14 protein-coding genes and 1 riboswitch are annotated in these 13566 nt (G+C 62.5%); of the genes, 13 read left to right on the top strand and 1 reads right to left on the bottom strand.

Annotated elements, in window-relative coordinates; translation table 11 throughout:
- Positions 1-25 precede the first annotated feature (25 nt).
- Positions 26-925 (bottom strand): LysR family transcriptional regulator, encoded by a 900-nt coding sequence (locus tag NN662_RS19180; RefSeq protein ID WP_261931802.1) that lies wholly within the window; start codon positions 923-925, stop codon positions 26-28.
- Positions 926-1037: 112 nt separating this feature from the next.
- Between NN662_RS19180 and NN662_RS19175 the strand changes: the two genes are divergently transcribed.
- From NN662_RS19175 to NN662_RS19115, 13 genes are all read left to right on the top strand, one after another.
- A complete protein-coding gene (locus NN662_RS19175; RefSeq protein ID WP_261931801.1) occupies positions 1038-2063 on the top strand; it encodes a D-cysteine desulfhydrase in 1026 nt (341 codons plus the stop codon).
- 12 nt (positions 2064-2075) lie between these two features.
- Positions 2076-3284: a DegT/DnrJ/EryC1/StrS family aminotransferase gene (locus NN662_RS19170; RefSeq protein ID WP_261931800.1), complete on the top strand. Its 1209-nt coding sequence runs from the start codon at positions 2076-2078 to the stop codon at positions 3282-3284.
- On the top strand, positions 3284-3997 hold the full coding sequence (locus tag NN662_RS19165; protein WP_261931799.1) for an aspartate/glutamate racemase family protein: 714 nt from the start codon (positions 3284-3286) through the stop codon (positions 3995-3997). The genes NN662_RS19170 and NN662_RS19165 overlap by 1 nt, the downstream gene beginning before the upstream one ends.
- A gap of 134 nt (positions 3998-4131) precedes the next feature.
- Positions 4132-5079 carry a taurine ABC transporter substrate-binding protein gene (tauA, locus tag NN662_RS19160; protein WP_261931798.1) on the top strand — a complete coding sequence of 316 codons (948 nt, stop codon included), beginning with the start codon at positions 4132-4134 and terminating at the stop codon, positions 5077-5079.
- Positions 5080-5150: 71 nt separating this feature from the next.
- Positions 5151-5939 (top strand): taurine ABC transporter ATP-binding protein, encoded by a 789-nt coding sequence (locus NN662_RS19155; RefSeq protein ID WP_261931797.1) that lies wholly within the window; start codon positions 5151-5153, stop codon positions 5937-5939.
- Positions 5940-6007: 68 nt separating this feature from the next.
- A complete protein-coding gene (locus NN662_RS19150) occupies positions 6008-6835 on the top strand; it encodes an ABC transporter permease subunit (RefSeq protein ID WP_261932039.1) in 828 nt (275 codons plus the stop codon).
- Positions 6836-6893: 58 nt separating this feature from the next.
- On the top strand, positions 6894-8198 hold the full coding sequence (hisD, locus tag NN662_RS19145; protein WP_261931796.1) for a histidinol dehydrogenase: 1305 nt from the start codon (positions 6894-6896) through the stop codon (positions 8196-8198).
- Between the two features lie 5 nt (positions 8199-8203).
- Positions 8204-8962 carry an alpha/beta fold hydrolase gene (locus tag NN662_RS19140; RefSeq protein ID WP_261931795.1) on the top strand — a complete coding sequence of 253 codons (759 nt, stop codon included), beginning with the start codon at positions 8204-8206 and terminating at the stop codon, positions 8960-8962.
- Positions 8963-9101: 139 nt separating this feature from the next.
- Positions 9102-9213: riboswitch (guanidine-I (ykkC/yxkD leader) on the top strand.
- 73 nt (positions 9214-9286) lie between these two features.
- A complete protein-coding gene (locus NN662_RS19135; RefSeq protein WP_261931794.1) occupies positions 9287-10360 on the top strand; it encodes a putative urea ABC transporter substrate-binding protein in 1074 nt (357 codons plus the stop codon).
- Between the two features lie 73 nt (positions 10361-10433).
- On the top strand, positions 10434-11252 hold the full coding sequence (locus NN662_RS19130; RefSeq protein WP_261931793.1) for an ABC transporter permease: 819 nt from the start codon (positions 10434-10436) through the stop codon (positions 11250-11252).
- A complete protein-coding gene (locus NN662_RS19125) occupies positions 11249-12034 on the top strand; it encodes an ATP-binding cassette domain-containing protein (RefSeq protein ID WP_261931792.1) in 786 nt (261 codons plus the stop codon). Before NN662_RS19130 ends, NN662_RS19125 begins: the two co-directional genes overlap by 4 nt.
- A gap of 41 nt (positions 12035-12075) precedes the next feature.
- Positions 12076-12903, top strand: coding sequence for an urea amidolyase associated protein UAAP1 (locus tag NN662_RS19120; RefSeq protein WP_261931791.1), 828 nt, complete (start codon positions 12076-12078; stop codon positions 12901-12903).
- A gap of 11 nt (positions 12904-12914) precedes the next feature.
- Positions 12915-13565 (top strand): urea amidolyase associated protein UAAP2, encoded by a 651-nt coding sequence (locus NN662_RS19115; RefSeq protein ID WP_261931790.1) that lies wholly within the window; start codon positions 12915-12917, stop codon positions 13563-13565.
- Position 13566: the final 1 nt, after the last annotated feature.

Below are 13566 nucleotides of genomic sequence, written 5' to 3'. Positions count from 1 at the left end.
GCTGTTTCGAGTTAAGCGGTATGGGCTAGCCGGGACAATGGTTCAGGATCTCCTTCCAGAGGAATTCCTCGATGTCCGTATGCTTGCCGGCAAGCCGAAGCGCGGAAACCGTCAGCACGGTCGACGGCAGCACATCGCTGAGGTCGAAGAGCAACCCGCTCCTGATGCTGTCGCGCGCTATGCTTTCCGGCACCCAGGCGATGCCGACGGCGTTGACGGCAAATTGCAGTGCTGCAAGCGTCAAGGCGGTTTCCACCTTGCGCCGGACGAACTCGCCGCTGCGGATTTGCGGCAGGAGTTCCTCGTTGAAGATCCAGCCGAGGAAGGCGTCGCTCGGGTAGGCGACGATCGGGAGTTCGCCGCGCGCATAGCAGTCGTTGAGCAGGTTCAGGCTGCTTGACGCAAAGACCGGAATGAAGCGTTCCGTGTCGATCTGGGCCCGCTCGAAATAGTCTTCCGCGCGTGTGTCCGCTTCCGCGGCGGATTCGTAGTTGAGCAGAAGGTCCGCCTGCTTTGTCATGAGCAGGGCCAGACACTCGTCGCGGTTGGCCGAGCGCAGCCGGACGCTCACATCGATGCGCTTGGAAAGCGTCTCGACGATCGCAGGTGCGCGCGTGGCGGTGATGGCATGCTGGCTGGCGATGACGATGCGGTTGTTGGTCTCGCGTCCGTGCCGGCGCAGCTCGTAGACCAGCTCCTTCGTCTGTGTGACCAGCCGTTTGATATCTTCCTGTTGCGCGGAGATCGCCAGTTTCAGGCCGACCGGCTTGCGGTCGCGGTCGAACAGTTCCGCGCCGATATACTCCTCGATCGCCCGGATGCGCCTCGAGAAGGCGGGCTGGGTGATATTGCGCCGTGTGGCAGCCGCATTGAACGAGCCGGTCTCGATGACGGCAACGATATCTTCCAGCCACTCCAGCCGCATGGATCTCTCCTAACATGCAATATTTGCATAATAGGCGGAAAAAACGGCATTTGATCAAGGTCATAAAATGGGTTTCTTATGAATTATGCAATATTCATGAAGGTTGGTTCCCATGCATCTGTCTCGTTTCCCCCGTGTCCACCTGGCGCATCTGCCGACCCCGCTGGAGCCGATGAAGCGTCTTTCGGCCGAGCTCGGCGGGCCGGAAATCTGGATCAAGCGTGACGATTGCACGGGTCTGTCGACGGGTGGCAACAAGACGCGCAAGCTCGAATTCCTCATGGCGGAGGCCCAGGCGCTGGGCGCCGACATGGTCATGACGCAAGGTGCGACCCAGTCCAACCATGCGCGCCAGACAGCGGCGGCTGCCGCCAGGCTCGGCATGCAGTGCCATATCCTGCTGGAAGATCGCACGGGATCGAACGATCCGAACTACAATGCCAACGGCAATGTCTTCCTCGACTACCTCCACGGTGCTACGGCGGAAAAGCGCCCCGGCGGGCTCGACATGAACGCGGAAATGGAGGCGGTCGCGGACACCTTCCGAAAGAGCGGGAAGACCGTCTACACGATCCCCGGCGGCGGCTCCAACGCGACCGGTGCACTGGGTTACGTCAATTGCGCCTTCGAACTTGTCTATCAGGCCAATGAGCGTGGACTGGTGATTGATCATCTCGTGCATGCGACCGGCAGTGCCGGCACGCAGGCCGGTCTCGTCGCCGGACTGAAGGCCATCAATGCGCAGATCCCGCTCATGGGTATCGGTGTGCGAGCGCCCAAGCCCAAACAGGAAGAAAACGTCTACAAGCTCGCCTGCGCCACGGCGGAGAAACTTGGTTGCCCCGGCGTGGTGGAGCGCGACGATGTTGTCGCAAACACCGATTATGTTGGCCAAGGCTACGGCATTCCGACCCCTGAGACCATCAAGGCGATCGAGATGTTCGCTCAACTGGAAGGCATCCTTCTCGATCCGGTCTATTCCGGAAAGGGCGCCGCAGGGCTGATCGATCTGATCGGCAAGGGCGTGTTCAAGAAGGGCGAGCGGGTCGTCTTCCTGCACACCGGCGGTTCGGCAGCGCTGTTCGGCTACACCGGTGCATTTTCCTTCGATCACGCTGCGCCAATCGCAGCCGAATAGGACAAGATTTCCATGGCGCCACAGCCGTTTACAGGGGCTTTCACGCAGCAGGAGCAGCTCGACGATGCTGCCATTGCTGCCGCCGTACGGGTCATGAAGACCGGACGGCTGCACCGCTACAACACGGTTGCGGGCGAGACCTCGGAAGTGGCGCTGCTGGAAGCGGAGTTTGCGGCATGGCAGGGTGTCCCATATTGCCTTGCATGCGCCTCCGGCGGCTATGCGATGCATGTGGCGCTTCTCGCCGCCGGCTTGCGGCCGGGCGAGCCGGTGCTCACCAATGCCTTCACGCTGTCGCCAGTGCCGGGCGCGATCGTCAATGCGGGTGGGAAGCCGCTCCTCGTTGAATGCACGCGGGATCTGGTCATCGACCTGGAAGATCTGGAGCGCAAGGCCGTGTCTTCCGGCGCCCGTTTTCTGCTTCTCTCGCACATGCGCGGCCACATCGTCGACATGGACCGGATCGTCGCCATTGCCGACAAGCACGGCTTCGAGGTCATCGAAGACTGCGCGCACACCATGGGCGCGCAATGGGGCGGCCGGAAGAGTGGCAATTTCGGTCTCGCCGCCTGCTTCAGCACACAGACCTACAAGCATATGAACTCCGGCGAAGGTGGCCTGCTGACATCCGACGATCCGGAGTTCATGGCGAGAGCCATCATTCTCTCCGGCTCGTACATGCTCTATGAGCGTCATGGCGCTGCTCCGGAGGCGGAATACTTCGAACAGGTCAGGCTTGAAACGCCCAACTGCTCGGGCCGGATGGACAATCTGCGCGCGGCGATCCTCAGGCCGCAACTGGCGGGACTGACGGCCAATATCGCGCGCTGGAACGACCGCTATTATACGGTTGAAGAGGTCCTGCAGCGTTCCGGCCTGTTTCATCTTCCGGAGCGGCCCGCGGCGGAAAGTCCGGTCGGCAGTTCCATCCAGTTCCTGATCGAGGGCATATCGGAGGCGGATGCGCGGCAGTTCGTCAGCGATGCCAAAGCGCTCGGTGTCGAGCTGAAATGGTTCGGCGACGCCAATCCCGTCGCCTTCACCAGCAATCACCATAGCTGGAGATTTCTCGACGACCAGCATTTGCCGCAGACGGATGAGGTGCTGTCGGGCGTCTTCGACATGCGCATTCCGCTGACCTTCAGCCTTGAGGACTGCGCCCATATTGCCGAGATCGTCGTCCATTGCGGACGGTTGCTGGCGTTGAAGGGAGCTGCGTGATGGCAGCGGCAGGGCCCAGGCGGCGGATCGGCATCATCGGCGGCATGGGTCCCGAGGCGACAGCGCTGCTGATGAACCGGATCATTGCGGCCACTCCGGCCGAGGACGATGCCGATCATGTGCCGATGTTCGTCGACAACAATCCGCAAATTCCCTCCCGCATTGCAGCCCTCATTGAAGGCAAGGGCGAAGATCCGGGTCCCGTGATCGCCGGAATGGCATCGAGACTTGAGGCCTTTGGCGCAGAAGCGCTCGCCATGCCGTGCAATACGGCGCACCACTATGCGGACCGGATCCGTGCGGCCGTGACGATCCCGTTTCTCGACATGGTGCAGCTTTCCGCTGAGCGGATGGCGGCGCAGATGGGGACCGGCGCGAAGATCGGCATGCTGGCTTCGCCGGCGGTGCGGATCACCGGCGTTTTCGATCACGCGTTTGACGGCACGGGCTGCCAGCCCCTCTATCTCAAATACGACGCGCCTCTTCTGTCGCTCATCCGGCACATCAAGAAGGGCGGCAGCCTTGAGGAGGCGCGTGCTTCCATGCTGCGGCTTGCGCGAAGCCTTCTGGATCAGGGGGCGGACGGCCTGCTCGTCTCCTGTTCGGAGCTGTCGCTGGTTTCAGCGGCCGTGCCGTCTGACGCTTTTACACTGGATACCCTGGACGTTCTGGCGGAGGCCTGCGTGGCCTTCTCCACCGGCGAGGAGGGGTGATCCGATCGATACCTGTGGCCAGAGAAAAACAGCGGGAACTGGCCGCAGTCCCAAGCACAAAAGCCCGCATCAAACCAAAAAATCTGGAGAGTGGAATGTTTAGGACTTTATTGAGTGGTGCAGTCGCGGGTGTCATGACCGTGCTCATTTCAACCTCCGCAATGGCGGAAACGATCATCATCGGCCATTTCGGCAATCCGACACCGATGCAGCTCCTGGCGAGCTCGGACGCCATCCAGAAGGCGACAGGCTGGGACGTCGAATGGCGCAAGTTCGCGTCCGGCACCGACGTCATCGCCGCGATGGCATCCGGTGATGTTGTGCTGTCGGAACTGGGTTCCTCGCCCCTGGCGATCGCCACCAGCCAGGGCGTCGATATTCAGCTGATCGCCTTTTCAGACGTGATCGGTAGCGCGGAATCGCTGATCGTCAGCAATTCGTCCGGCATCAAGACGCTCGCCGACCTCAAGGGCAAGCGCATTGCCGTGCCGGTCGGCTCGACCGCGCATTTCTCGCTGATCGGCGCGCTGAAGCATGAGGGCATTGCCGAAAGCGAAGTCACCATCATGAACATGCCGCCGGACCAGATTGCCGCCGCCTGGCAGCAGAACGCCATTGATGCCGCCTGGATCTGGCAGCCGGTACAGTCCGAAATCCTGAAGACGGGAACGCTGCTGCTCGGCGCCGAGAAGACCGCCGAATGGGGGTATCCGACGTTCGATGCCTGGGTTGTGAACACCAAGTTCGGCGAGGAAAACAAGGACAAGATCGTCGCCTTCCTCAAGGAAGTCGATCGCGTCAACAAGTCCTATCTGGCCGATCCGGCCAAGTGGACCGCCGACAGCGAAGAGGTCAAAACGCTTGCGTCTGCGACGGGTGCCGATCCTGCACAGGTTCCGGAAATCCTGAAGGGCTTCACCTTCCTGCCGATGGCGGATCAGGTGTCCGATACCTGGCTTGGCGGCGCGTCCAAGACCCTCAAGGGCACCGCGGACTTCCTGAAATCCGCGGGCCGTATCGATACGGTTGCCGACGACTACACGCCGTTCGTCAATTCCACCTATGCGGACGCTGCGAAGTAACCCCATCGTAGTCCCGCATCCCCGGACCAAAGGCCTTGCCGAGGTCCGGGGAGCAACAGGAGCATGATCCCATGGTGCTGGAAATCAAGAATGCCTCCGTCATCTATCCCTTCGCCGGCGGCCGTGCTCCGGTCGAAGCGTTGAGGCAAATCGATCTGACGCTCGACGAAGGCGATTTCGTCGTCGCGCTCGGCGCGTCGGGATGCGGCAAGTCCACTCTTCTCAGCCTGATCGCCGGCTTCCTGTCACCCACAACCGGCGAGATTCTTCTCGATGGCCGCGGGGTGGAGGGGCCAGGGGCAGATCGCTCGGTGGTTTTCCAGAAACATGCGCTGATGCCCTGGTTGACCGTGCGCGAGAACGTCGCCTTCGGTTTGAAGCTGCAGGACCGGCCGAAAGCCGAACGCGACCGGATCGCCGACAATTTCATAAATCTCCTCGGGCTGAATGGCTTCGAGGAATCGCCGATATACGCGCTTTCGGGCGGCATGCAGCAGCGCATCGGCATTGCCCGGGCGCTGACCTGCGACCCGCGTGTCCTGTTGATGGACGAGCCTCTGGGCGCCCTCGACGCGCTGACGCGCGAAAAGGCGCAGGAGCTTATCCTGCAAATCTGGGAAAGCACCCGCAAGACGGTCTTTTTCATCACCCACAGCGTGGAGGAGGCGCTGTTCATGGGAACGAAGCTGATCGTCATGTCGCCGCGTCCCGGCCGCATCACGCATCGTTTCGACCTGCCGTTCTCTCGCCGCTTTATCGAGGGCGCGAAGGCCCGCGACATCAAGGCGTCGGCCGACTTCATCAAGCTTCGCGAACAGGTGCTGAGCATCATCTTCGCCGACGAGGAGAATGCAGCATGAGCGACGTCATCGAACAGAACACCGACAACGCCCCCGTCGAAACCAAACCCAACGCATCCGGCGGTGGCATTGTCAAACGCCTGTCCAAGGCGAAAGCGACACGGCCAGGCGAAACCTACGGCGTTCCGGGGCAGGGCGATACGCTGCTCCTCAGCGTGGCGACCATTTTCATTCTCATCGCCGTCTGGTGGCTCGTCACCGCCATGGGCTGGGTCAAGCCCCTTTTCGTGCCGTCGCCGGGTGCCATTGTCTCCAAGTTCTTCTCGACGCTCGAGTCCGGCTTCACCGGCACCTCGCTTCTCGTCCATGTCGGCGTTTCGACGGCGCGCGTCTTCAGCGCCTTCATTCTCGCCTGCGTCGTCGGCATTCCGCTCGGACTGGCCATGGGAATGAGCCCGCTCATTCGCGGCATTTTCGATCCGCCGATCGAGTTCTACCGGCCGATCCCGCCGCTCGCCTATCTGCCCCTGATGATCATCTGGTTCGGTATCGGTGAAACCTCCAAGGTGCTGCTGATCTTCCTGTCGGTCTTTGCGCCGGTGGCGCTTGGCGCCCGCTCGGGGGTCAAGTCGGCGGCGATCGAGCAGATCCATGCGGCCTATTCGTTCGGCGCCAGCCGCTGGAAGGTCATGCGCTATGTGATCCTGCCGGCCGCCATGCCGGAAATCCTGACCGCCATGCGGATCGGCATCGGCTTTGGCTGGACGACGCTGGTGGCCGCCGAAATGGTCGCCGCGACCAAGGGCATCGGCTACATGGTGCTCTCGGCCTCGCAGTTCCTGCAGACGCCGACGGTCATCATGGGCATCATCATCATCGCCGCCATCGCCTATGCGTTCGACATGCTGATGCGCTTCATCGAGCACAAGCTGGTGCCGTGGAAGGGCAAGGCCTGATCGGCTTACCGATACTCACAACCCCTATCGTCCCGGCCCAGTATCGAGGAAATGCCCAATGTCGCGTACCTATCTGAAAAAGGCGGACAAAACCGCCGAGAGCGATTCTGCCTCCGTCACCGAAACGGTGCGGACCATCCTGGAGGAAATCGAGAAGGGTGGCGATGCCGCCGCGAAGGCCTATGCGGCGAAATTCGATCGCTATGATGGAGACATTCTGGTTGGCCGCGCCCAGATCGAGGCCGCGGCGGCCAGCCTGCCGCAGAAGGTGAAGGATGATATTCGCTTCGCGCACGACAATATCCGCAAGTTTGCCGAGGCGCAGAAGGCGACGTTGACGGAGACGGAAATCGAGATCGTGCCGGGTCTCGTCGCTGGGCAGCGGGTGATCCCCTGCCAGGCGGCCGGCTGTTACGTACCCGGCGGACGCTACAGCCATGTCGCCTCGGCGATCATGACCGTGACGACGGCAAAGGTCGCCGGCTGCGGCCACATCACCGTCTGCTCGCCTCCGCGCGCCGACGGGGTTCACCCGGCCATTCTCTACACCGCCGACCTTTGCGGCGCCGACTCGATCCTTGCCATGGGCGGGGTGCAGGGCGTGGCCGCGATGGCTTTCGGCCTGTTCGGGCAGCCGAAGTCCGACATTCTCGTCGGCCCCGGCAATCAATTCGTCGCCGAAGCCAAGCGCCTTCTCTTCGGTCGCGTCGGCATCGACATGCTGGCCGGGCCGACCGACAGCCTGATCGTGGCCGATGCCACCGCAGACGCCGAGATCGTTGCCGCCGATCTCGTCGGGCAGGCGGAGCACGGCTACAATTCGCCCGTCTGGCTGGTCACCGACAGCATGGAGCTGGCAGAGACGGTCATCAGGATCGTCCCGGATTTCATCGACACCCTGCCGGAGCCGAACCGGGCCAGCGCGATTGCAGCCTGGCGTGATTATGCAGAAGTGATCGTCTGTTCAGACCGCGAGGAAGTGGCGGCGACGGCCGATGATTATGCGCCGGAACATCTGAGCGTTCAGGCAGCGGATCTCGACTGGTGGCTGGCGCGGCTCAAGTGCTACGGATCGCTGTTCCTCGGCGAGGAAACGACGGTCGCCTATGGCGACAAGTCGGCGGGCCCCAACCACGTCCTGCCGACCTCCGGCGCCGCGCGATATACGGGCGGACTGTCGGTCCACAAGTTCATGAAGGTCGTGACCTGGCAACGCGCGACGCAAGCCGGCTCCAGGCCCGTGGCGCTTGCGACGGCCCGCATCTCGCGGCTTGAGGGGATGGAGGGCCATGCCCGCACGGCCGATATCCGGCTGCGCAAATACTTCCCCGGCGAAAATTTTGACCTGTCGGCGGCCGAGTAGAGCGCATGACCATGCTCGCCCTGAAACGAACGGGAGAGAGCGGGCCGCCGCTCGTTTTCGTGCATGGCTATCTTGGTGGCGCGGGCCTGTGGGAGGAGCAGCTGCAGGCCTTCTCGGACGGCTTTCGTTGTCTCGCGCCCAATCTCGCGGGGTTCGGAGACAGCGCCGGCATGCTCGCGCCGGATACGATCGAAGGCCATGCCCGGCATGTGCTCGACACGCTGACCGAGGCAGGCGTCGACACGTTCCATCTCCTCGGCCATTCCATGGGCGGCATGGTGGTTCAGCAGATGGCGGCGATGGCGCCGGAACGCATAGAGCGGCTGGTTCTCTACGGCACCGGGCCGGTCGGCATGCTGCCGGACCGCTTCGAAGCGATCGACGTGTCGCGCCAACGTCTGAAGACCGAAGGGCTGCAGGCGACCGCCGCCCGCATAGCAGCCACTTGGTTTGAAATCGGCGAACGGGCCGAACGCTACCCCATCTGCCTTGCCGAAGGGGCGAAAGCCACGATGCAGGCCGCCCTTGCCAGCCTTTCCGCCTGGGAGACATGGGACGGCTCGGACAATCTCGCGGCTTTCCCCATGCCGACGCTGGTGATTTGGGGCGACGGCGATCGATCCTACGGCTGGAGCCAGCCGGAAAGGCTGTGGCGCACGATCCCGAATTGCCGATTGGCCGTCGTCCCCGGTTGCGCGCACATCGTGCACATGGAAAAGCCTGAGATCTTCAACGCCATCGTTCGGGATTTCCTGGCCGGATAGAGCGTCACTTATGCCCATATCTTGAGCGTCGAGCCTAAAAAGCGGACGTCAGACGGGAGTGGGCGCCCAAGGCAAAGTCGAAATCATTCTGATTTTAATGGATTTTTCGAGTTGGCACCGAACTTGCTTCGGTAGCAATAGAGTTGGCCGCTAGGGTTCCGGCGCTTCATGTGAAGCGTGACTGGTCCGAGAGCAGCCACCGGCAGGGAGACATCCTGTCGGGTGCACGGCGGGACAAAAGCCCGGGAGACCTCGTTAGCCAAGGGATTGGCGGCGTTGGTCTGTGCCGATCCCTTTTTGGAAAATGACAAAAGGGGAATACCAATGCAGACTTTCAAGAAAATCCTTTCCATCACCGCTCTTTCGGCTTCGCTTGCCGTGGCTGCCTTTGCGCCTGCGCATGCGGAAGCCAAGAAGGAGTTCAAGGTCGCCTGGTCGATCTATGTCGGCTGGATGCCCTGGGGCTATGCGGCCGACCACGGCATCGTCAAGAAGTGGGCGGACAAATACGGCATCACCATCGATGTCACGCAGTTCAACGATTACGTTGAATCCATGAACCAGTATACGGCCGGTCAGTTCGACGCCGTCACGCTCACCAATATGGATGGCCTGTCGATCCCGGCGGCCGGCGGCGTCGACACGACCGCGGTCATCGTCGGCGACTTCTCGAACGGCAATGACGCCGTCATCCTGAAGGACAAGGACAAGTTCGAGGACATCAAGGCCCAGAAGGTCAACCTCGTCGAATTCTCCGTATCGGAGTATCTGCTGGCGCGCGGTCTCGAAAGCATCGGCATGAGCGAGAAGGACGTCACCATCGTCAACACGTCGGACGCCGACATGGTCGCCGCCTACAAGACGCCGGACGTCACGGCCGTTGTCACCTGGAACCCGCTGGTCTCGACCATCCTGGAAGAACCCGACGCTCACAAGGTCTTCGACAGCTCGCAGATCCCCGGCGAAATCATCGACCTGATGGTCGCCAACACGGACGTGCTGAAGGACAACCCCGATTTCGGCAAGGCGCTCGCCGGTATCTGGTATGACACGATGAAGGCGATGGCGGGCGACAGCGACGAGGCCAAGGCCGCGCGCGAGGAAATGGGCAAGGCATCGGGCACCGATCTCGCCGGTTTCGACGCCCAGCTCGCCGCCACCAAGCTCTTCGACAAGCCGGAAGACGCCGTCAGCTTCACCACGTCTGCCGAACTGCCGAAGACCATGGACCACGTGCGCAACTTCCTGTTCGAGAAGGGCTTGCTCGGCAACGGAGCTGCGTCGGCAGACGTCATCGGCATCGAGATGCCGGACGGCTCCGTGCTCGGTGACAAGGGCAATGTGAAGCTGCGCTTCGCGACCACCTATATGGACGCTGCTGCCAAGGGCGCGCTCTAAGTCGGAAAGCGATGACGGGGGCCGGGCGGATTGCCGGTCGGTCCTCGTTGCCACTCGATCACCGGAGAGGACCATGCGCTGGATCAATACGCGCCCGTCGAACGGACTGAAGCTCGCGCTTGCGCTTCTGCCCTTCGCCGCATTGCTGACCGCCTACATGATAGGCTCGGCGGCGCGGCTGGCGGAAAACGCCAATGACAAGCTTTTGCCGAGCTTTGCGGGATTTGCCGACGCCATCAATCGCATGGCGCTGATGGCGGATGCGCGCACCGGCGACTATCTGCTCTGGACCGACACGGCGGCGAGCCTGACCAGGCTTTTCTCGGGCATCGGCATCGCGACGGCCATCGCGCTGGCAGTCGGCATGCTGATCGGCATGTTGCCCTATGTCAGAGCCTTTCTCGCTCCTTTCGTCGCCACGATCTCCATGGTGCCGCCGCTGGCGCTGCTGCCGATCCTTTTCATCATCATGGGCCTCGGCGAAGCCTCCAAGATCACCCTGATCGTCATCGGCGTGACGCCGATCATGATCCGCGACCTGGCTCTGAAAGCCCTGGAGCTGCCGCGCGAGCAGATCATCAAGGCCGAAACGCTCGGCGGCTCGTCCTGGCAGATTGCGCTTCGCGTCGTGCTGCCGCAGATCCTGCCGCGGCTGTTTACCTGCGTGCGCCTGCAGCTCGGCCCTGCCTGGCTGTTTCTGATCGCTGCCGAAGCCATCTCGTCGGATGCCGGCCTCGGCTACCGCATCTTCCTCGTCCGCCGCTATCTGGCGATGGATGTCATCTTTCCCTATGTCGTCTGGATCACGCTGCTCGCCGTTGGCACGGACCTGGTCCTCGATCGGCTGCGCATCGCCATCTTCCCCTGGTCCGACCTGGAGAAGAACGCATGAGCCGGCTGGTCATCGACAAGGTCTGGAAGGAATATGGCGACCAGATCGTTCTGGAAGACGTTTCCATCGAGATCGAATCCCGCGCCTTCGTTGCGCTCGTCGGCCCGTCGGGCTGTGGCAAAACCACTTTTCTCCGCATGCTGCTCGGCCAGGAGCGCCAGACGCGCGGCACCATCCTGATGGACGGCGAGCCCTTGCCGCCCGAACCGGGACCGGACCGTGGCGTCGTGTTCCAGCGCTATTCGGTCTTTCCGCACCTCACCGTCCTCGGCAACGTGCTGATCGGCAAGGAGATGACGGCGGCCGGCGCGACCGCGAGGCTGTTTGGCGCGGCGCGCCGGGCGGCGATCGACGAGGCGCGGGCCATGGTCGCCGAAGTCGGCCTCGGCCATGCCGAGGACAAGTATCCGGCACAGCTGTCGGGCGGCATGCAGCAGCGTCTGGCGCTCGCCCAGGCCCTCATCATGAAGCCGAAGGTGCTGTTGCTTGACGAACCCTTCGGGGCGCTCGATCCCGGTATCCGCGCCGAGATCCATCAGCTGATGAAGCGGCTCTGGCACGAGAACCCGATGACGGTGGTGATGGTCACGCACGACATGCGCGAAGCCTTCACGCTTGCGACCCGGGTCGTCGCCTTCGAGCGTCTGCGCGACCGGCCGGAGGAAAAGCTCCGCTACGGCGCGACGATTACCCGCGACATCGCGATCTGGCCGCCGCGCAAGGCCGGCCAGGCATCTCTCATTCGGCCTGACCGGGACGGCCCGGTCACGGAAGGCCACTAGCCGGGACGGCCCGGCCAACGTAACGACGAAGGAGAAGAACCGTGCACATCAGACGTTCTCCGGAAGAAATCGCCGCCAACCGCGCGCGCTATGAAGAGCATCAGAAGAAGGGGCTGGAATTCGCCCCGAAGGCACTGCCGGGCAAAAGCCCGTTGCCGGCGCCGACCATCGCCGCCGACAGGATCGTCCACCGCGAGGTCATTCCCGGCGGCTGGTACTGGTCGACGAAGGTGAAGAAGAACGAGGTGCTGCGCGTCAGCCTCGAAGACGGCTTCTCGACGCTTTCGCTCGTTGCCTGGAATGCCGCCGACCCGTCCGAAAGGCTGAACCTGCCCGATACGGTGAAGCTGCAGTGGACCACCGGGCTTGGCAAGGGCAGGGTGATCTTCTCCGACATGGGCAAGGTGATGTTCTCGATCGTAGAGGACACGTCCGGCGCTCATGACTGCCTGATGGGCGGCTCCACCGCCAGCTCCAATGCGAAGAAATATGCGACCGCCAACAGCCAGGCGATGCGCAACACGCGCGACAACTTCATCATCGCCACGACGAAGCTCGGCCTCGACAAGCGCGATATTCCCGCGGCGCTTGCGCTTTTTGCGCCGGTTCGGGTGGACAGCGACGGCCGGTTCGTCTGGAAGCCGGAGCTTCTGAACGGGGCCGACTATGTCGAGCTTCGTGCGGAGATGGACATGACCATTGTCTTCTCCAATTGCCCGCATCCCCTCGATCCGAACCCGGCCTATGCCCCGAATCCGGTGAGCGTGACCCGCATTGCCGCAAGCGAGCCGGCGGCGGACGACCTCTGCCGAACGGCAACCGCCGAAGCCGTTCGCGGCTTCGAGAACAACGCCTTTTCGGAAGCCTGAGGGAGGACATCATGACCGATTTTGTTGCAACATCACCCGCCCGCACGCCCGAGAATGCTGTTCAGGACCATTACATTCCGGCCGAAGCACCGTTTTCGACCTTCGTGAAAAAGGGACAGGTCCTGCGCATCGAGGACAGCTACGGCCAGCAGGCCGTCGATACGCTGTTTTATAACGCGACCGATTTCTCCGAGCGCTATTCCAACCAGGAGACCATGCGCGAGCAGGGCGCGGCCTACATCACGACCGGCACGAAGATCATGTCGAGCGAAGGCCGGTTGATGGCGATCATGACCGCCGACAGCTGCGGCCGCCACGACACGTCCGCAGGCGCCTGCTCCTGCGAGAGCAATACCGTGCGTTTCGGGCATGGCACGAAGTACCTGCATGCCTGCCGCGACAACTTTGTCATCGAAGTGTCGAAGCACGGGATGAGCAAGCGCGACGTCGCCCCCAACATCAACTTCTTCATGAACGTGCCGATCGAGCCGGACGGGAAGATGACCATCGTCGACGGCATTTCCGCGCCCGGCGATTATGTGGAGTTGAAGGCGGAGATGGACGTGCTTCTCGTCATCTCCAACTGCCCGCAGATCAACAATCCCTGCAACGGCTTCGATCCGACACCGATCCGCGTCCTCGTCTGGGACGATGAGGCCTGAG

Source organism: Rhizobium sp. NRK18, from assembly GCF_024385575.1.
Lineage (GTDB): Bacteria > Pseudomonadota > Alphaproteobacteria > Rhizobiales > Rhizobiaceae > JANFMV01.
Note: the sequence above shows the minus strand (reverse complement) of the source record. Positions and strands in the feature narration are given on the sequence as shown.